Annotated in this window: 21 protein-coding genes and 1 tRNA gene; 12 read left to right on the top strand and 10 right to left on the bottom strand. The window is 57.3% G+C overall.

All coding sequences use genetic code 11. The features are described 5' to 3' along the window. Positions 1–97: 97 nt before the first annotated feature. The 3 genes from ACR3EJ_RS11510 to ACR3EJ_RS11500 all read left to right on the top strand — a co-directional run bounded on the left by ACR3EJ_RS11510 (position 98) and on the right by ACR3EJ_RS11500 (position 2,430). The gene (locus ACR3EJ_RS11510) at positions 98–1,048 is read left to right on the top strand and encodes a GlxA family transcriptional regulator (protein WP_010440542.1); all 951 of its coding nucleotides are present in this window, start codon (positions 98–100) and stop codon (positions 1,046–1,048) included. Positions 1,049–1,122: 74 nt separating this feature from the next. Continuing rightward, the gene (locus ACR3EJ_RS11505; RefSeq protein WP_170540291.1) at positions 1,123–1,878 is read left to right on the top strand and encodes an SDR family NAD(P)-dependent oxidoreductase; all 756 of its coding nucleotides are present in this window, start codon (positions 1,123–1,125) and stop codon (positions 1,876–1,878) included. Positions 1,879–1,887: 9 nt separating this feature from the next. Beyond that, the gene (locus ACR3EJ_RS11500; RefSeq protein ID WP_170540296.1) at positions 1,888–2,430 is read left to right on the top strand and encodes a sugar O-acetyltransferase; all 543 of its coding nucleotides are present in this window, start codon (positions 1,888–1,890) and stop codon (positions 2,428–2,430) included. Positions 2,431–2,619: 189 nt separating this feature from the next. Here ACR3EJ_RS11500 and ACR3EJ_RS11495 read toward each other — a convergent pair whose 3' ends face one another. Then, the gene (locus ACR3EJ_RS11495) at positions 2,620–3,159 is read right to left on the bottom strand and encodes a TetR/AcrR family transcriptional regulator (protein ID WP_139056599.1); all 540 of its coding nucleotides are present in this window, start codon (positions 3,157–3,159) and stop codon (positions 2,620–2,622) included. 130 nt (positions 3,160–3,289) lie between these two features. On the opposite strand from ACR3EJ_RS11495, the gene ACR3EJ_RS11490 reads away from it, so the two are divergent. Next, the gene (locus tag ACR3EJ_RS11490) at positions 3,290–3,763 is read left to right on the top strand and encodes a cupin domain-containing protein (protein WP_260022557.1); all 474 of its coding nucleotides are present in this window, start codon (positions 3,290–3,292) and stop codon (positions 3,761–3,763) included. 196 nt (positions 3,764–3,959) lie between these two features. Here ACR3EJ_RS11490 and ACR3EJ_RS11485 read toward each other — a convergent pair whose 3' ends face one another. The 3 genes from ACR3EJ_RS11485 to ACR3EJ_RS11475 form a co-directional block, all read right to left on the bottom strand. Further along, positions 3,960–5,768, bottom strand: coding sequence for an ABC-F family ATP-binding cassette domain-containing protein (locus tag ACR3EJ_RS11485; RefSeq protein WP_260022558.1), 1,809 nt, complete (start codon positions 5,766–5,768; stop codon positions 3,960–3,962). Positions 5,769–5,836: 68 nt separating this feature from the next. Beyond that, entirely contained in the window at positions 5,837–6,571 is a 735-nt protein-coding gene (locus ACR3EJ_RS11480; protein ID WP_170540302.1) for a GNAT family N-acyltransferase, read from the bottom strand. 101 nt (positions 6,572–6,672) lie between these two features. Beyond that, the gene (locus ACR3EJ_RS11475; RefSeq protein ID WP_170470812.1) at positions 6,673–7,149 is read right to left on the bottom strand and encodes an outer membrane protein assembly factor BamE; all 477 of its coding nucleotides are present in this window, start codon (positions 7,147–7,149) and stop codon (positions 6,673–6,675) included. Positions 7,150–7,233: 84 nt separating this feature from the next. Between ACR3EJ_RS11475 and ACR3EJ_RS11470 the strand changes: the two genes are divergently transcribed. From ACR3EJ_RS11470 to ACR3EJ_RS11435, 8 genes are all read left to right on the top strand, one after another. Next, positions 7,234–7,770: a YceD family protein gene (locus ACR3EJ_RS11470; protein WP_170540305.1), complete on the top strand. Its 537-nt coding sequence runs from the start codon at positions 7,234–7,236 to the stop codon at positions 7,768–7,770. 205 nt (positions 7,771–7,975) lie between these two features. Next, complete coding sequence (rpmF, locus tag ACR3EJ_RS11465; RefSeq protein ID WP_008756996.1) at positions 7,976–8,182, top strand: 50S ribosomal protein L32; 207 nt, start codon at positions 7,976–7,978, stop codon at positions 8,180–8,182. 24 nt (positions 8,183–8,206) lie between these two features. After that, on the top strand, positions 8,207–9,292 hold the full coding sequence (gene plsX, locus ACR3EJ_RS11460) for a phosphate acyltransferase PlsX (RefSeq protein WP_010440567.1): 1,086 nt from the start codon (positions 8,207–8,209) through the stop codon (positions 9,290–9,292). A gap of 24 nt (positions 9,293–9,316) precedes the next feature. Then, complete coding sequence (locus tag ACR3EJ_RS11455) at positions 9,317–10,288, top strand: beta-ketoacyl-ACP synthase III (protein WP_170470817.1); 972 nt, start codon at positions 9,317–9,319, stop codon at positions 10,286–10,288. 96 nt (positions 10,289–10,384) lie between these two features. Continuing rightward, positions 10,385–10,687, top strand: coding sequence for an integration host factor subunit alpha (ihfA, locus tag ACR3EJ_RS11450; RefSeq protein WP_008755922.1), 303 nt, complete (start codon positions 10,385–10,387; stop codon positions 10,685–10,687). 18 nt (positions 10,688–10,705) lie between these two features. Next, positions 10,706–11,293 carry a MerR family transcriptional regulator gene (locus tag ACR3EJ_RS11445; RefSeq protein ID WP_170540308.1) on the top strand — a complete coding sequence of 196 codons (588 nt, stop codon included), beginning with the start codon at positions 10,706–10,708 and terminating at the stop codon, positions 11,291–11,293. A gap of 61 nt (positions 11,294–11,354) precedes the next feature. Beyond that, a tRNA-Pro gene (locus ACR3EJ_RS11440) sits at positions 11,355–11,431 on the top strand. A gap of 61 nt (positions 11,432–11,492) precedes the next feature. After that, positions 11,493–12,572 carry a 2'-deoxycytidine 5'-triphosphate deaminase gene (locus ACR3EJ_RS11435; RefSeq protein WP_170470927.1) on the top strand — a complete coding sequence of 360 codons (1,080 nt, stop codon included), beginning with the start codon at positions 11,493–11,495 and terminating at the stop codon, positions 12,570–12,572. 3 nt (positions 12,573–12,575) lie between these two features. Here the strand turns inward: ACR3EJ_RS11435 and ACR3EJ_RS11430 are convergent, their stop codons facing one another. The 6 genes from ACR3EJ_RS11430 to argS all read right to left on the bottom strand — a co-directional run bounded on the left by ACR3EJ_RS11430 (position 12,576) and on the right by argS (position 18,187). Further along, positions 12,576–12,815: a hypothetical protein gene (locus ACR3EJ_RS11430; protein WP_170470821.1), complete on the bottom strand. Its 240-nt coding sequence runs from the start codon at positions 12,813–12,815 to the stop codon at positions 12,576–12,578. A 65-nt stretch (positions 12,816–12,880) separates the two neighbouring features. After that, complete coding sequence (scpB, locus tag ACR3EJ_RS11425) at positions 12,881–13,531, bottom strand: SMC-Scp complex subunit ScpB (protein ID WP_010440580.1); 651 nt, start codon at positions 13,529–13,531, stop codon at positions 12,881–12,883. Next, positions 13,524–14,318 carry a segregation and condensation protein A gene (locus ACR3EJ_RS11420; protein ID WP_010440582.1) on the bottom strand — a complete coding sequence of 265 codons (795 nt, stop codon included), beginning with the start codon at positions 14,316–14,318 and terminating at the stop codon, positions 13,524–13,526. Before ACR3EJ_RS11420 ends, scpB begins: the two co-directional genes overlap by 8 nt. Beyond that, positions 14,308–15,315 (bottom strand): beta-N-acetylhexosaminidase, encoded by a 1,008-nt coding sequence (nagZ, locus tag ACR3EJ_RS11415; RefSeq protein ID WP_170540312.1) that lies wholly within the window; start codon positions 15,313–15,315, stop codon positions 14,308–14,310. Before nagZ ends, ACR3EJ_RS11420 begins: the two co-directional genes overlap by 11 nt. Next, positions 15,312–16,352 carry an SPOR domain-containing protein gene (locus ACR3EJ_RS11410; RefSeq protein WP_170540315.1) on the bottom strand — a complete coding sequence of 347 codons (1,041 nt, stop codon included), beginning with the start codon at positions 16,350–16,352 and terminating at the stop codon, positions 15,312–15,314. The genes nagZ and ACR3EJ_RS11410 overlap by 4 nt, the downstream gene beginning before the upstream one ends. 89 nt (positions 16,353–16,441) lie before the next feature. After that, complete coding sequence (gene argS, locus ACR3EJ_RS11405) at positions 16,442–18,187, bottom strand: arginine--tRNA ligase (protein WP_170540317.1); 1,746 nt, start codon at positions 18,185–18,187, stop codon at positions 16,442–16,444. Positions 18,188–18,288: the final 101 nt, after the last annotated feature.

Genomic DNA, 18,288 nt, shown 5'->3' with positions numbered 1-18,288 from the left:
GCGCATAGTGGTATCTCAAGAAAATACATGTTGTATACAGTTAGTTTTCGTGCAGCATGCCGGTACATTCAGAAACGCCCTGATTCCGGTCCACCCCATGCACAAACCGCAACACTTCACTTTCATACTGGTCGAGGAATTCTCGCACCTCGCCTTCTCATGCGCGGTCGAACCGTTGCGCATTGCCAATTGGGTGGCGGGTGAAGAGCTCTACCAATGGTCCTTTCGGTCAGAGCACGGAGAGCAGGCGGTTTGCTCCAACGGATCAATAACTCTGGTACATGGCGGGCTGCAGTCCGTGCCCAAATGCGACCAGTTGTTTGTTTTGTCGGGCATTCACATGCGAAATCATGTCACGAAGCCACTGCTGGCCACATTGCGCCGTGAACGCGCGCGTGGGACCAATATCGGCGCGCTGTGTTCTGGTGCTTGGTTGCTGGCCGAAGCCGGGTTTCTGGACGGTATGCAGGCTGCAATTCATTGGGAATATCATGATTCTTTTATGGAGGCTTTTCCCGAAATCAACCTAGTTCGCAGCGTTTTTGTCGCTGACGAAAAACACATGACCGCATCGGGCGGCACGGCCACTGCCGATCTGATGCTGCACCTGATCGAACGGGATCACGGCCACGACATGTCCGTCGCCGTTGCCGATCAGATGGTCTATAACGCCGTGCGTAATGCCACCGCTGATCAGCGCGTATCACTGCAATCACGCAACGGGATGCGCAATGCGCATTTGGCCAAGGCGATCAACATCATGACCGAAAACATCCAAAGCCCGCTGTCGCCATCAGTCATTGCCGCCGATATCGGCATTTCGACCCGGCAACTCGAACGCTTGTTCGGAAAATTCCTGAACACTTCGCCCAAGAAATATTTCATGGAATTGCGCCTAGAACGGGCGCGTAACCTGCTTTTGCAGACCGAGTCCTCAGTGACCGAGGTCGCCTTTGCCTGCGGGTTCGAAAGCGCCGGTCACTTCTCGCGCGTCTATCGTGCGACCTTTGGGATCACGCCCATGCAACAGCGTAGCAGGCTAGATTGATCAACACTGTGACTGGACAGCACCCCCTGCTTGCGATTATCTGAACAAGTGTTCAGATCAAGATGAGGCCCTTCATGCAACTCTCAACCACAGCTGCAGTCATCACCGGCGGAGCGTCCGGCCTGGGTGAAGCCACAGCCCGTCATTTTGCCGAGAGCGGCGCACAAGTAACCATCCTTGATCGTGATGCCGAGCGCGGCCCTCAGGTCGCGGCTGAGATTGGTGGGTATTTTTCACAGACCGATGTGACGGATGAGGCCTCGGTCGCTGCGGCCATTGCGCAGGCGAAGGACAAGATGGGTCGCATCACCGCGGCGGTGAACTGCGCCGGTATCGCGATCGGAGCCAAAACCGTCGGCAAAGACGGCCCCCACCCCCTGGACGCCTTCCAGCGAACCATCGACATCAATCTGGTCGGCACTTTCAACGTCTCACGCCTTGCCGCCGCCGAAATGGCAAAGAACGATCCCGAACCGGACGGCGCACGCGGCGTGATCATCAACACCGCCTCTATCGCCGCCTTTGACGGGCAAAAGGGTCAGGCCGCTTATGCGGCCTCGAAAGGCGGAGTGGTCGGCATGACCCTGCCCATGGCCCGTGATCTGGCATCCACTGGCATCCGCGTGATGGCCATCGCACCGGGTATTTTCATGACGCCCATGCTGGCTGGCCTGCCCGAAGAGGTGCAGCAGCAACTTGCAGCGGACGTCCCCAACCCTGCCCGCCTTGGCGATCCCCTTGAATACGGGCGGCTGGCCGGGTTTATCGTCGAGATGGGCTACCTTAACGGAGAGGTTATCCGCATCGACGGTGCCCTCCGGATGAGGTAAATCAATGCCATGACCGAGCGGCAGAAAATGGAGGCAGGCGACTGGTATCGCTGCCTTGATCCGGAACTCGATGCGTTGCGTGCCACCGCGCGCCGTGCTGTCCATGCCCATAACACTTGCCCGCCAGATGAAAGGGGCTATTTGGCTCCGGAACTTGCGGCGCTATTTACCCATATCGGTCAGGATTGCTTTGTCGAGGCACCATTCCATTGCGCCTACGGAATAAACCTGTCTCTGGGTAGTCGGGTTTATCTGAACGCTGGCTGTGTCGTTCTCGACACCGCGCCCGTTCACATCGGCAATGATACGATGCTTGGTCCCACGGTACAGATCTACTGCGCCGAGCACGCGAAAGACCCCGCCTTACGCGCGCAAGGTCTGGAACTCGCCCACCCTGTGACAATAGGCGAGAATGTCTGGATCGGCGGTGGCGCAATCATCATGCCCGGCGTCACAATCGGAGACCGCGCCATCATTGGCGCCGGCAGTATCGTCACGAAAGACGTCCCACCAAGGGCGACCGTTGTCGGCAACCCAGCCCGCGCGATCTGACCTCACGAATGACCGCAAGCCATATGCCGAATACCTTGCACTTCTTCTTTTTCGTAGGCCCGGACCACAGAAAAACAATGAGCCGTGTCAAACACTTCTACGCCTGATTGAAGCTGTTTTGCTTTCTTTAGAGGTGTCACCTTTGCGGACAAAGCGTCCGTTTAGCCAAGATTGCTTTGCTGGTATGTTTCACACATTCGGCAGGTATTGATCAAGCAGAGCGTCCACGAGACCTTCTTGCAAGCGGTATCCTTTCTGCTGGTCTACTCGCAGAATGTCTTCCAATATCACAAACTGTTCCATGCCTGTTGTCATGGCCAAACGTAGAGTCAAGTCTTCGTAATCACTCCGTTTCATCGAACGGCGGACAGGTTCTAGGGCCTCGCCAAATGCTATCACTCTTCTGGCGCCGCGCATTTTGACAGTACCGTCCTGAAGTGATGCCTTTAGCGATTCAGCCAAAAACTGACGGAAGTAAGCCTCATGTTCGCGCGAGAAATCCAAATAGTAGCGCGCCACCGCGTGCACACGGCTTCGCACATCCTCAAGTCCTTCCAGCAATCCTGCAGTTGGAGTCACCTCTATGTCGAGGGTCGCATCCAAGGCCAAAACATTGGGGTCTGAGAAGTACCGGTACACTGTCGCGCGGCCAGTTTTCGCTCGCTCTGCGACTCTGGCAAGCGTCACGTTTTCTCCTTCGGACATAAGCTCACGTGCTGCCGACAGCAAGGCCTCTCTTGTTCTGTTCTTTTGATTGGTGCGAGGAGCCAAATCGCGCGTTCCTTAATGATACACTTGTCTCATGAGTAGATATATGTATCATAATGATGCATTCATCGAAGTAAAGGGAGCCGTTGAAATGACAGAGTCTCGTCCACGCACATATCACCTACTTGGTAATCTTCTGACGTTTCACGCGTTTCCTGCTGAAACCGGAGATCGCTGTACCATCGTCGAAATAAAGACCGCCCCGGGAGCGGGTGCGCCTCCCAATCATCATGCTGGCGAAGACGAGAGTTTCTATGTGCTCGAAGGAGAGTTTGAATTTTTCCTGAACGGCGAAACGAGTAAGGTAAGCATCGGTGATTTCGTGAAAGTCCCGGACGGCGCCGTGCATGCGTTTACCTGTATTGGACAAAGCCCAGGTCGCCTGTTATGCGTCAATGCCCCAGGAGCAATGCACGATACATTCTTCACCGAAGCGGGTGAAGCAATGCCAGACGGCACCATAGACATTCCCGCTCCTGACGGACCACCCGACATTCCGGCCATTATGGCGGTGGCCGAAAAGACAGGTATGACAATTTTGGCGCCACAAGGTGCGCCTGCCTGAACTTCATTTTTGAAACGGGAGCCCGCAAATTAGCGTTTCTGTTACGAGTTAGAGAAATGTGCTAAACCTGACACACGGGACCAAACTGACATCGACCGCAAGGGGCTCAAAGCGGTTAATAAATCGTGTTCAATCCAGAAGCTCGGGTTTTGTACAACTCGGAGGATTTACCCATTTGACGGTGTTCAACTCGGACTCAACCGGATTCAGCCTTTTCTTCCAGCATCAGCCACTCTTCCTCGGCTGCTGATAGTTTTTCCTGTCGTTCGACCAAGGCGTCTGTCGCTTTCTGAAACTTGACCGGTTCGCGGGTGAACAGCTCGGGGTCCGACATCAGTTCCTCAAGCTTGGCGATCTCGGCCTCAAGTCGCGCGATCTCGGCAGGTAGCTTCTCTAGCCGGTGCTTTTCCGAGAATGAGAGGCCGTGTTTCGGCTTTGCCTCTTGCTTCACCTTCGGCTTTGAAGATTTCGTTTTATCTTCTTTTTTCTGATTTATCTCTCCACGTTGCGCGATGTAGTCGGACCACCCTCCGGCGTAAACGGTTGCGCGCCCATTGCCCTCCATCGCGATGGTTGTGGTTGCAACTCGATCCAGAAAATCCCGATCATGGCTGACCAGCAACACCGTGCCATCATAGTCGTCCAGCAGTTCTTGCAACAAATCCAGGGTTTCAACATCCAGGTCGTTTGTCGGTTCATCCAGCACTAGCAGATTCGAGGTTTTTGCCATCAGCTTGGCCAACAGCAACCGTGCTTTTTCCCCACCAGACAAGGACTTAACAGCCGCTCTTGCCTGTGCGTCATCGAACAGAAACTCTTTGAGATAGCCCACCACATGCTTGGGTTGCCCACCCACCATCACTTGATCAGCCTTGCCAGACACACGCATCTCGGGATCGCCGGTCAGACTGTTCCACAGGCTCATTCCCGGATCCAACTGCGCACGGGCTTGATCGAACACTGCGATCTCCAGATTGGTGCCCAGAACCACCGATCCTTCATCAGGATCGACCTGACCCAGTAGCATTTTCAGCAGCGTTGTCTTGCCCACACCGTTGGGGCCGACAAAGGCCACACGGTCACCGCGCTGCACCAGAAGATCAAAGTTGCGCACGATCTGCTGAGATCCAAATGCCTTTGAAACGCCAGTGGCTTCGATGACCTTACGCCCGGATTTTGGACCAGATTCCAAAGCCATAGCGGCAGAACCCTGACGTTTGATCTGCGCTGCCCGCTCGGCTCGCAATGCCTGCAGCGCCCGGACCCGGCCCTGATTGCGCTTACGGCGTGCGCTGATACCTTCAACAGCCCATCGCGCCTCGGACTTGATCAAGCGGTTCAACTTGTGGCGCTGTTGATCTTCCTCTTCCCAGACCTTGTCGCGCCAGCTTTCAAAAGCCTCGAACCCCTGCTCCTGCCGCCGTACAACGCCGCGATCAATCCACAGAGTCGCGCGGGTCAATGCACGCAGGAAGGCCCGGTCATGCGAAATCAGAACGTAAGCCGCACGGGCCGATCCCAACTCACGTTCAAGCCATGCGATCGCTTCGATATCCAAATGGTTCGTTGGCTCGTCCAGCAGCATCAGGTCTGGTGCCTCGGCCATCAGCTTGGCCAATGCCGCCCGCCGTCTTTCCCCGCCAGACGCAGTTTCAACCGGACGGGCGGGATCGAATTTTAAGCCTTCGCCAGCGCGTTCGACCTTATAGAGCTCGCCGGGCTCCAACCCGCTTGAGGCATAGTCACCAAGCGTCGAGAACCCCTGCATATCGGGATCCTGTTCCATGTAACCCACAGATTTACCCGGGGGGATGACAATATCGCCCTGATCGGCCTCAACCAATCCGGCCATTACTTTCATCAGGGTAGATTTACCTGATCCATTACGTCCGACCAGCGCAACGCGATCACCGGGCTGAACCACAAGGTCCAGACCGGAAAACACCGGATCCCCACCGAAGGTCAGAGAGATACCGGACATCTGCAACAAAGGAATTCTCGCCATGCCCGCCAGCTAAACTGGCTTGGGCAAGGCGTCAACGCCCGTATTTCACCTTTTGAATAATACCCATCTCACCCGGCCACGGCCCGCAGAAAGCGTTTACGCGCGGCTGGAATTGCGCTGATTTCCAGCCCCGTGAACACATGCAGCGTGTCCATCTGGCGATCCACGACCGCGTGATCACTCACCCAGCCGCCCATCATCAGATAGGTGCGCAGCAATGGCGGCATGCGCAGCATCGCCAGTTTTGCATTTGGTCTGCGACGCAACCGTGTGGCAAACCGAAAAACATCGGGCGCCTTGACCCTTGGCAACCACCGTTTTGGGGCCAAATGCTTGTCTTTGAGCATGGCAAAAGCATCCAGATATTCAACCGTCTCAGTCCCCGCAAAGGACGAGCAGCCAAAAAGCATCTCGACCCCGTTCTGGTCGACATATGCCGTCATTGCCCCCCAGGCGACACGCAAGATATCCGGATCGTGCCGGTCAGGATGAATACAGAAACGACCCATCTCGACCATTGGCCCCGTAAAGCCACGCAGCGCTGACAGGTCATAGAACTGAGCTGAATAACTGCGCCCTACTTCGTCACCGTCCTGCATCGTCAGCATGCGGAAGCAGCATACCAACTCTCCATTGGTACGCATGTCCTCGATCAGCACGTGGCTGCAGTGCTCATCAAAAACATCGCAATCCTGATCCTGGGTCGCGAAGGCCAGCGTCCGCAGCTTCTGTGCCTCGGCCACATCACACGCGGTTTGTGCTAAGCGCGCTTGATAACGGCCCTTCTCCAACAAAACAGCCATGGTCGCATCCTCCTGCCGTGGCTGACCGGTCAATCATCTGGAACACTAATATAGTGCATGTGACCGCCATATGACCGCCACATCAACCATACACAGCTTAGTTACTGACTGACCCCCGGAATGTTCGCCGGATTGAAGTTGCCGATATTACCCAGAAGTTGCCGCAGGAATCCTTTGTCTTCGACATTGGAATCGGTCACACGGCGGTCGAGGACAATAACATAGCCATCTTCCAGACCGAACCGCTCGATATTGCGGACCACACCACGCTGATCAAAGCTGATAGCAACCAGTTGGCGCGAAACGACCTCGGGCTTTTTCGGTCCATAGTGACGAATCCGAGACGCGACGTAGTAATAACCCGAATCCCGTACAACACCAGATGCCGTTGGCGCACCGATCGTTTCTTCGACGCTTTCGCGCGTGTCGACGCCGACCTTGATCTTGGCCAGATCCTCCGGCGGCGGCACATAGCCGTGATTCTTGAAGATCGGCGAACACGCGCCCGCAACTGCCAAACAGACAGCAAAGACAAGCGTTTTCGATGCTGGTTTCAGCCTGTTCACACCCTTCAACATTGACACCCTCTTGCCATGGCCCCTTGCGGACCCTATCCGATTACAGAAACCGGCGCTCCGGTTCAACACAGGAAAGACTCAACTATGAGCAACCAAACATCATTACGGGTGGCAGACCTGCCTCAGAACGCCGCAACCCCGTTTGAACTGCGCCCAGATAGCGACACGCTTGAACCGATCAAACGGGAGCTCGGCCTGCTGGGTCTGCGCAAGTTGAGCTTTGTCGGGCAACTAAGCGCCCAGGGCAAACGTGACTGGGTTCTGAAAGGCAAACTTGGTGCGACGGTGATCCAACCCTGCGTCGTCACGCTTGAACCCGTGACAACCCGGATCGACACGCCAGTCACTCGTGTGTTTCTGGCGAATTGGACCGATCCGGACGAGCCCGAATTCGAAATCCCAGAAGATGACGAGACCGAACCATTGGGCGCTGAAATTGATCCGGCGCAGGTTATGATCGAAGCGTTATCACTTGCGTTGCCGCAATATCCCCGCAAGGACGGTGCCGAACTTGAGCAAGCCGACTATACTGAGCCCGGAAAAAAAGCGATGACCGACGAGGATGTCAAACCCTTTGCGGGGCTGGCTGACCTGCGGGATGCGATGAAAAAAGACGAGTGACAGGCAAGGGATTTCCTGTCATAGCAGGCGGCCAGAAAAACCGCTTGAACATGACGAGAATCGCAGTATTTTCGCGCGCTCATTGGAATTTGGGTTGGACATTGCGGGGCAAGCCCCTTAAACGCGCGTCAAACCAAGAGAAAACAAAGTACGTAACCCGGCTGACAGCGAATCTATCAGCCCATATCAGACAAAGGTTGAGACCATGGCCGTCCAACAGAACAAAGTTTCCAAGTCGCGTCGCAACAACCGCCGCGCACACGACGCTCTGGTTGCTGCAAACCCGAACGAATGCCCGAACTGCGGCGAGCTGAAGCGCCCGCACCATGTTTGTGCCTCTTGCGGCCACTATGACGATCGTGAAGTCGTCGCTCAGGCCGACGAAATCGACCTGGACGAAGACGCGGCCTAAGCCTGATTGGACGCAGGCCAAGGCATGACGGATCAGCCCACGCAAACCGGACGGATCATCATCTCGGTTGACGCTATGGGCGGAGATTCGGGCCCTGCCGTCGTTGTGGCGGGTATTGCCAAGTCTGCGGACAAGAACCCGAAGATCGGGTTCATCCTGCACGGCCAGGAACAGGAATTGCGCAAGCTGGTTGCCAAACGACGTGTCCTTGATGGGCGCGTCGTTTTTCGTGATTGCCCCGACGTCGTCACGATGGAAGACAAACCCAGCCAAGTTGTGCGCAGCGGCAAGAACACATCGATGTGGTCGGCACTGGAAGCGGTGCGCGCAGGCGAAGCGCATGGCGCGGTGTCCTGCGGCAACACTGGCGCATTGATGGCAATGTCGATGCTGCGGCTGCGCAAGCTGCCGGGTGTAAACCGCCCTGCCATCGCGATCCTGTGGCCCTCGCGTAATCCACACGGGTTCAATGTGATGCTGGACGTGGGCGCGGATGTACGTGCTGATGCCAAGGATTTGCTGCAATATGCTCTGATGGGTGCTTCATACGCGCGCAACGGTATGGCGCTCAGCCGCCCCCGTATCGGCCTGCTGAACGTCGGAACTGAAGAGCACAAAGGCCGCGCCGAATTGAAAGAGGCGCACGCGATGATCTCGGACTTTGCCGATCAGGCGAATTTTGAGTTCGTGGGCTTTGTCGAAGGCAGTGATATCCCCGGCGATAAGGCTGACGTGATCGTCACAGACGGTTTTACCGGCAACGTTGCGATCAAAACCGGCGAAGGCACTGCGAACCTGATCGGTGATCTGCTGCGCGAGGCATTCAAATATTCGCCCCTGTCCCGCTTGGCATCGATTCTGGCGATCACATCGCTAAACCGCCTTAAAAAGCGGATCGATCCGCGTCGCGTAAACGGCGGCGTGTTCCTCGGGCTGAACGGAACCGTTGTGAAATCCCACGGCGGAGCAGACGCGACAGGTGTTTCGGCTGCGGTCAAACTTGCTTTCACTTTGGCAGAATCCGGCTTTGCCGAAAAATTGGCGGCACGGGTTGCATCAACTGCCGCACTTGCACAAGATGCGGCCCATTCCGTGTCTCAATCGGAATAATAACAAAAAAGGCAGTACCCCAGCATGGCAGGCCGCTCAGTTGTTGTAGGTGTCGGACATTATTTGCCGGAGCGCGTTGTACCAAACGCCGAATTCGAAAAAACACTGGATACGACGGACGAATGGATTCGCACCCGGTCCGGTATCGAGCGGCGGCATTTCGCAGCCGAGGACGAAACCACATCCGATCTGGCCACCAAAGCGGCCGAGGCTGCGCTGGCCGATGCCGGACTGACGGCAGATGATATCGACGCGATTGTGCTGGCAACCTCGACGGCGGATCTGACTTTTCCATCGGCTGCGACTATGGTGCAGGCGCGGTTGGGTATGACCAAAGGCTTTGCGTTTGATGTGCAGGCCGTCTGCGCCGGGTTCGTCTTTGCACTTTGCAATGCCAACGCTCTGATCCTGTCTGGACAAGCGAAGCGCGTGCTGGTGATCGGAGCCGAGACATTTTCGCGAATCATGGACTGGACCGACCGGTCCACCTGTGTGCTGTTCGGCGATGGCGCAGGCGCACTTGTGCTGGAATTACAGGATGGGCAAGGCACTTCTGATGATCGCGGCATTCTCTCCACCGACCTGAACTCGGACGGGCGATACAAAGACCTGCTTTATGTTGATGGCGGGGTTTCGACCCAATCAACCGGCCACTTGCGGATGCAGGGCAATCAGGTCTTCCGCCATGCCGTCGAGAAGCTGGCCAAAACCGCCGAAGTGGCGCTGGAGCGAGCAGGCCTGACAAGTGACGATGTCGACTGGATTGTGCCGCATCAGGCCAATATCCGCATTATTCAAGGCACTGCCAAGAAGATGGGCCTGCCGATGGAAAATGTCGTTGTCACCGTGCAGGATCATGGAAACACCTCCGCTGCGTCGATTCCCTTGGCCTTGTCGGTAGGCAAAAAGAACGGTCAGATCAAAACCGGTGATCTGATTGTAACTGAAGCGATCGGCGGCGGTCTGGCATGGGGTGCGGTTGCCCTACGCTGGTGATGGGCGCAATCCGGCTTACGAAGCCGCCTGCAATTCATTGATATTGACAGTGAATTTCGCATCGCCATATGCTCGCTCATCAACAGGGGAAAAAGTATGGGCGATAAAACACTGACCCGAATGGATCTGAGCGAGGCCGTCTTTCGTGAGGTCGGCCTGTCACGCAATGAAAGTGCGCAGCTTGTCGAAAGCGTTCTGAACCACATGTCCGACGCGTTGGTGCGTGGCGAGCAGGTCAAGATTTCGTCTTTCGGTACATTCAGCGTTCGGGACAAAACCGCCCGCATCGGACGTAATCCCAAGACCGGAGAAGAGGTTCCGATCCAGCCGCGCCGCGTGCTGACCTTCCGCCCGTCGCACCTGATGAAGGATCGCGTCGCTGCAGGGAACCGCAAGTAAGTTCAGGACAGTTTGGTTATGAGTAAGTCCCCCGACGCCTTTCGCACCATTAGTGAAGTTGCGGACTGGCTAGGAGTTCAGGCTCATGTTCTGCGCTTTTGGGAAAGCAAGTTTACGCAGGTAAAGCCGGTAAAGCGTGCCGGTGGGCGGCGATATTACCGCCCGAATGATATGCGATTATTGGGTGGCATCAAGAAACTGCTGCACGAGGATGGCACCACCATCAAAGGCGTACAGAGAATCCTGCGGGAACAAGGCGTTGCACACGTTGCTTCACTTTCACCGAGCCTGGATGACAGCCCGTCCGTTTCGCCCCCGAATGACACGGTTGTTCCGTTTACCGCAGCGTCCTCGGCGCAGCCTGCGAACCAGATTAACATGGATCTCGGCGAACCCGGACAAGCTCCGGCACCAATAAAGCCCGACATTAGCGACCAACCCAAGCCGCAACCTGATGCAATGGACGCCGCTCCGCTTATGGGTGGAATAGCATCATTGGCATGGAACCGGGCAGAGTATGACGACAAGCTTCTGCACCAAATTGCACCGATTGCGAAAGACCTGCGCCGTTGGCTGGATCGCGTTGAAAACCGGGTGGCGGGATAGCAAAAAAGGCGATGATTTCCTCTTGCTCCTGCCGGGAAAGTCTTTATGAACACCTCAACGTCGGGCTATGGCGCAGCCTGGTAGCGCGTCCGTCTGGGGGACGGAAGGTCGCAGGTTCGAGTCCTGCTAGCCCGACCAAATCACACCGACGTTTATGGCACATAGGCCAGATCCCGCTCTGGCAGCAGAGGGGATCGAAATGACAGGTGTTTGCCCAAATCAGCAGCTTGAGGCGATGATCGCGCGTGGTGAGATTACTGCAAGCCCGGACATCATCCCTGCGCAGGTGCAGCCCGCCAGCCTTGATCTACGTTTGGGAACAGTAGCTTACCGGGTGCGCGCCTCATTTTTGGCAGGCGAAGGACGGTCTGTTGCAGATCGTCTGGCCGAGTTTGAAATGCACCGCATCGACATCACCGAAGGTGCGGTTCTGGAAAAAGGCTGCGTCTATCTGGTGCCGCTTATGGAATCGCTCGCCCTGCCCGATGACGTCAGTGCGGCGGCCAATGCCAAAAGCTCGACCGGGCGGCTCGACCTGCTGACACGCACGATCACAGATGGTGGTACCGAGTTCGATCGGGTCCCCGCTGGATATACTGGTCCTCTATATGCCGAGATCTGCCCGCGCTCTTTCTCGGTTCTGGTGCGCCCCGGCATGCGGCTGAACCAAATCCGTTTCCGCAAGGGTCAGGCCGTGCTGAGCGATGCAGAACTGGCCGCGCTCCATAATGATTCACCCCTGGTCGACGGACCAGCGGTTATTCAGGACGGGTTGGGCTTTTCGGTCGATCTGCAACTACCCGATACCGACCTAGTTGGCTATCGCGCCAAACCCCACACCGGGGTGATTGATCTGGACCGGATCGGCGAATACGACCCGCAGGAGTACTGGGAAGAGGTGCGCACCAAAGACGGACGCATCATCCTTGACCCCGGCGCGTTCTACATTCTCGTCAGCCGCGAAGCAGTGCATATCCCACCGATGTATGCCGCCGAGATGGCCCCCTATCTGGCCATGGTTGGCGAGTTCCGGGTGCATTACGCCGGTTTCTTCGACCCGGGCTTTGGTCATGCCGAAGCGGGCGGCGCAGGATCGCGCGGCGTGTTGGAAGTGCGCTGCCACGAGGCACCCTTTGTGCTGGAGCACGGACAGGTCGTCGGGCGTTTGGTATATGAGAAAATGGCTGAGATGCCGACGCAACTGTATGGCGCGGGCATTGCCTCAAACTATCAGGGGCAAGGCCTCAAGCTGTCTAAGCATTTTAAGGCCGTAAGCTAACAATCAAAATTTCATGAAGCGGCGCATCTGCCGAGTTACCTGTTTCATCTGCTTGGCGCTCTGCTTCTGGCGCCCAGCCACATCGCGCATTTGACGATTTGCTTCGGGATCACTTTGGGTCTCTGACGGACCTGATTTGCGACCGGCCCGGCTCGCCATATCAATACCCTTGTCGACCCCGCGGTTCACAAGGCGGCGCATAACCTGACGCACGATCATGTCAATGATCCGATTGGCATTCATTGGTTCAACTCCGTTTCCTGCGCACTACAATAGGATTGTTTTACGCCAACAAAAGAGGTGTTTTATCACTCTTCCTCGAACAGCTCGGTCTGATCTTCGTCTTCATCCTGATCCTGCCCTTCACCCAACGGCACTGTGCCTGGAGGCGGCCGGTTTTCCAACAGCCCCGCCGCGCGCAGTTCTTTCAGACCCGGAAGGTCACGGGCGTTTTCCAGACCGAAATGATCCAGAAACTCGGGCGTTACCACAAATGTAACTGGACGGCCCGGCGTCATGCGGCGGCGCCCCAGCCGAATCCACTCCATCTCCAGAAGCTGATCAATGGTGCCACGCGAGACGGAAACGCCTCGGATTTCTTCAATCTCAGCCCTTGTGCAGGGTTGGTGATAGGCAACAATCGCCAGCGTTTCGATGGCTGCCCGGCTCAGCTTGCGCGTCTCAACCGTTTCTTTCTGCATCAGGAAACCCAGGTCGGGTGCGGTACGGATTGCCCATGCCTCACCCACGCGCACCACGCGCACACCGCGCCCTTCGTATCTTTTTTGCAGCGATTCAACTGCTTGTGCAGCATTGCTGCCATGGGGCATCCGCGCTTCGAGATCACCAATCGTCACCGGCTCGGCGCTAGCAAACAACACGGCTTCGACCATACGTTCCTGTTCGGCCAATGGCGGCGCTTCAAACAGAGTGCCGGTCTCTTCTGGGGCGTCAGTCACGTGTTTCGGTCCTCTTACGCAAATGGATCGGTGCAAATGTCTCGCTTTGCTTCATCTCCATATGTCCTTCTTTCACCAGCTCCAGCGAGGCCGCAAAGGTCGCAGCCGTGGCCGAGCGGCGGCGCACCGGATCGGCGTCCCAACCTTCGGGCAGATAGGTCTCCATATCCGTCCAAGCACCGGCAAAACCAATCAGCGGGCGCATCCGTTCCAGCGCCTGCTCCATCGTGAAGACGGCATCGCGGTCCATCACAAAGGGTCGGAATTCGTCTCGGGTGCGGATGCGCGCATAGCCCTGCATAAGGTCTAGCAGCGTGGCAGAATAGGTCACGGTGCGGATACGGGTGACATCCTCGCCCTGCCCGCGTTTGAAGAAGTCACGACCCAGTTGATCGCGTGCCATCAGACGCGCGGCTGCATCGCGCATGGCCTGCAAGCGTTCCAGCTGGAATGCGAGGTGTGCGGCGAGTTCTTCACCCGAGGGGCCTTCATCATCCGGGTCCGGGGGCAGCAGCAAGCGGGATTTCAGAAAGGCCAGCCATGCCGCCATCACCAGATAATCCGCCGCCAGCTCAATCCGCAGCTGCCGCGCCTTTTCGACAAAGGTCAGATACTGCTGCGCCAGCGCTAGAACCGAGATTTTGCGCAGATCCACCTTTTGCGTGCGTGACAGGGTCAGCAGCACGTCCAACGGCCCTTCAAACCCATCAACGTCAACAATCAGCGCTTCGGCCGCAAGCCGATCCGCGACCGAGACCGGGTCTTCGCTGAAAAGGTTATCCTGCATATACCTGCCCGCCCATTAGGGCAGATAGTTCCGCTTCGGCGGCTTGGATGTCAAGTTCCTGTGGCGGCTGGCGTCGGGCCAACGCCCGATCTGCGCGGACCTGTGCCGCATCGGTCATTTCTCCAGCGGCTTCGAGCACCTGAGCACGTTCTTCAAACGCCCCGTTGCAGTGCAAGGCCACATCGCACCCAGCGTCCAAAGCCTGACGGGCCAAGTCGGTGGGCGTGCCGTTGAGCGCTTTCATCGTGATGTCGTCGGTCATAATCAGACCATCGAACCCAATGTGTTCCCTGATCAATGTCATCATTCCGGCAGAAATGGTCGCAGGTCTGGGATCAATCTGGCCATAGACCAAATGCGCCGTCATTCCCATTGGCAGGTCGTTGAGCGCTCGGAACGGCGAAAAATCTGCGTCTTCCAGTGCTTCCAGCGAAAGGTTCACATGAGGCAGGTCGTGATGACTGTCGAGCGTCGACAGACCGTGGCCGGGCATATGCTTTACTACCGGCAACACTCCGCCATCAAAGTGTCCGTTGGCAACGGCTCGACCAATCGCGGAAACTTTTTCGGGATCGGACCCATAGCAGCGGTTCTTCAGGAACGCATGAGTACCCTCGCGGGCCAGATCGACCATCGGTGCACAATTGCTGTCGATGCCCAATTCCAGCAGTTCATGCGCGATCAGACGATAGCGCAGATACATCGCGCGCTCGGCCTGATCTCCGGCATGCGCGACATGATCCAAAGGGGGCAACCATTCACGGGCTAAAGGTGCGCGCAGACGTTGTACGCGGCCCCCCTCCTGATCGACGGTGATTAGGCAATTTCGGCCAACCGCCGCGCGGAAGTCCTCGCACAAGGCGCGGGTCTGGTCAGCGGATTCGATGTTGCGGGCAAACAGAATGAACCCGAATGGGTTCATCTCTTTGAACAATGCTTTCTCATCCGGCGTCAGGCGCAGCCCTTCGGCATCGGTGATGACAGCGCCGAATCTCACCGGACGGCGACCGGGATACAGTCTGCACCCTGCGCGACCAAGGCGGCACAAAACTGACGCGAGTCGCTCAGATCATCAAACCCCATGACACGCAGACGATAGAAGGTTCGTCCTCCGCTTGAGGTCTTCTGGATAACACGCTGTTTTCCATCCATATATTCTCCAAATCGGCCATTCAAACGTGCCCATTCGGCCTGCGCCACATCTGCACTTTCGTATGCCCCAAGCTGAGCCAATCGCGTGCCTTTGGTCAGCGTATCCGGGTCAACATCCAAACCAACGGCAGCCTTTACGGCCGCGTTTATTGCGGCCTCGGTTGCACTGCTGGACGAGATTGTGCTGGGAGTTGCACGAGCTGGGCGCACATGCGGACGTAGCGAACGGCGCACTCCGGGCAGTGCAGCAATCTTCGGGTCAGGCTGTTGCGCGGCATAGTCCGCCGGATCAATCGCGGGCTCTTCCTCCGGGGTAACCAGCGAGGCCAGCTGCACACCCTGCTCTTGCTCCTGCGCGGGCGCAGGTGCGGCGAGCCCTTGGGCCAAAGCCTGCATGACTGCCTGATCTGTGGCGGGCTCTTCAACCACCTGTACGGCATTCGTCGCCTCGAGCGTCGCCATCGGTGTGTCTTCATCCGTCAGCGACACAGGGCGTGGCGCCAGAATGAGCCGATCTGCCGGAGGTGCAGCGGTTCCAACTGCGGCGACCGCATTCACCGCCAGCCCCTGGTGATCCGCAGGCGTACCGCCGGGGTTTTCGGGTTGCACCCGCATCGGCCCGTCGGCGGCGCGCACAACCGGCACACCGCTAACGTCGCGCATGATCAACTGGTAGCCCCAGACGCCAACACCCGCGACCAGCGCCAGGGACGCTACCGCGCCAAGCACGTTCACAATTCGACCAAGCCCAGCCCCTGCGCGCGGCGCATCGTCATAGCCATAGCTTTCGTCAGGATAGTCATACGCATCTGCAGAGTGCGTTTGATTCGAGTAATGCATCTGCTCGGAGCTGTTCTGCCCCGAGTAATCGTAACGTGCCATATCCGCCTCACCGCCCGTTTCGCGCCTTAAAAAGATGGCGCGCGGGTCATTTCTTGCCTACCTCGTACCGGCGGTTCGGGCGATATTGTTTACCGCATCTCCTGCGCCGGGGTAACGCCAAGAATACCCAAGCCCGCTGAAATCACAACAGAAACAGCGCGGGCCAATGCGATTTTCGATTGGCTTGTGGCAACATCGCCATCCTGGATAAAGCGCAGCTGAGTTTCGTCATTGCCTTTGTTCCACAGCGCATGAAAATCCCCTGCCAATTCATAGAGATAGAATGCGACCCGGTGTGGCTCGTTGGTACGCGCAGCGATTTCCACCAGCCGTGGCCACTCCGCTAGCTTCTTGGCAACAGTCAGCTCAGAAGCGTGATCAATCTTGCCCAGATCGGCCCCTTTAAGGGTCGCATCATCGGCCGCGATCCCGGCTTCGGCCGCGCGGCGCAGTACACTCATGACGCGGGCATGGGCGTATTGCACGTAGAACACCGGGTTCTCGCGGCTTTGTTCCAGCACCTTGTCGAAATCGAAATCCAGCGGCGCGTCGTTCTTGCGAGTCAGCATCACGAAACGGGTCACATCCGGCCCGACCTGATCGACCACATCGCGCAGGGTGACAAAGTTCCCTGCCCGCTTGGACATCTTGAACGGCTCGCCGTTCTTCCACAGCTTCACCAATTGGGTCAGCTTGATATCCAGCGGCACCTTGCCATCGGACAGAGCCGACACAGCCGCCTTCATCCGTTTGACATAGCCGCCGTGGTCCGCACCGAACACATCGATCAACGCGTCAAACCCGCGGCTTACCTTGTCGTAGTGATAGGCGATATCGGGGGCAAAATAGGTCCAGCTGCCATCCGACTTCTTGACCGGGCGATCGACATCATCCCCGTGTTCGGTCGACTTGAACAAGGTCTGTTCGCGCGGCTCCCAATCCTCCGGCTTTTTGCCCTTGGGCGGCTCAAGCACACCTTCATAGATCAAGCCCTTGTCGGTCAAAGACTGCAGCGCTGCCTCGATCCGACCCGTGCCGTAGAGCGACTTCTCTGAGAAGAACACGTCCATCTCGACGCCCAGCGCCTTCAGGTCGGCGCGGATCAGGTCCATCATCGCGTCGGTGGCAAAGTTGCGCAGCTCTTCCAGCCATTCGCTTTCCGGCTTGTCGATCAGGCTGCCACCATATTTCTCTTTCAGCGCCTCGCCAATCGGGATCAGGTAGTCACCAGGGTATAGACCTTCGGCAATTTCAGGGCTTAGACCATTCGCCTCGCGATACCGCTCATAGGCCGAGCGCGCAAGCACATCCACCTGCGCGCCGCCATCGTTGATGTAGTATTCGCGTGTCACATCATGGCCCGAATAGGCCAGCAGGCTTGCCAGCGCGTCCCCGAACACAGCCCCCCGCGTGTGGCCCACATGCAGCGGGCCGGTCGGGTTGGCCGAGACATACTCCACGTTGACCTTCTGACCATGCCCCATGGTCGAACGGCCATAATCGGTGACCTTTTCCAGCACCGCAGCCAACACCCCCTGCCAGACCGAAGGCGCAAGCCGCAGGTTTAGAAAGCCCGGGCCCGCCACCTCGGCGCTGGTGATCCGGTCGTCTGCAGACAGCTTGCCTGCCAGCACATCCGCAATATCCCGCGGCTTCATCTTCGCCGGTTTCGCCAGTACCATCGCCGCATTGGTCGCCATGTCGCCATGCGCTGCATCGCGCGGAGGCTCAACCGCCACGTTGTCAAAGCTCAATCCCTCTGGCAGCGCGCCTTCGGACTGCATCTGCGCCAGCGCGTCCAGTACAAGGCCGCGGATCTCGGAAAACAGGTTCATTTCGGATGTCCTTTTACTTGTCGCGGGGTTTAACACGCATCGCGGCAAGGTCAATGGACGCCCTTAGTTTGTACTTGGCATAACGCACAGGCCGGGTAGTT

This window comes from Ruegeria sp. AB11 (assembly GCF_056536325.1).
This window is presented reverse-complemented; position numbering and strand designations above follow the sequence as displayed.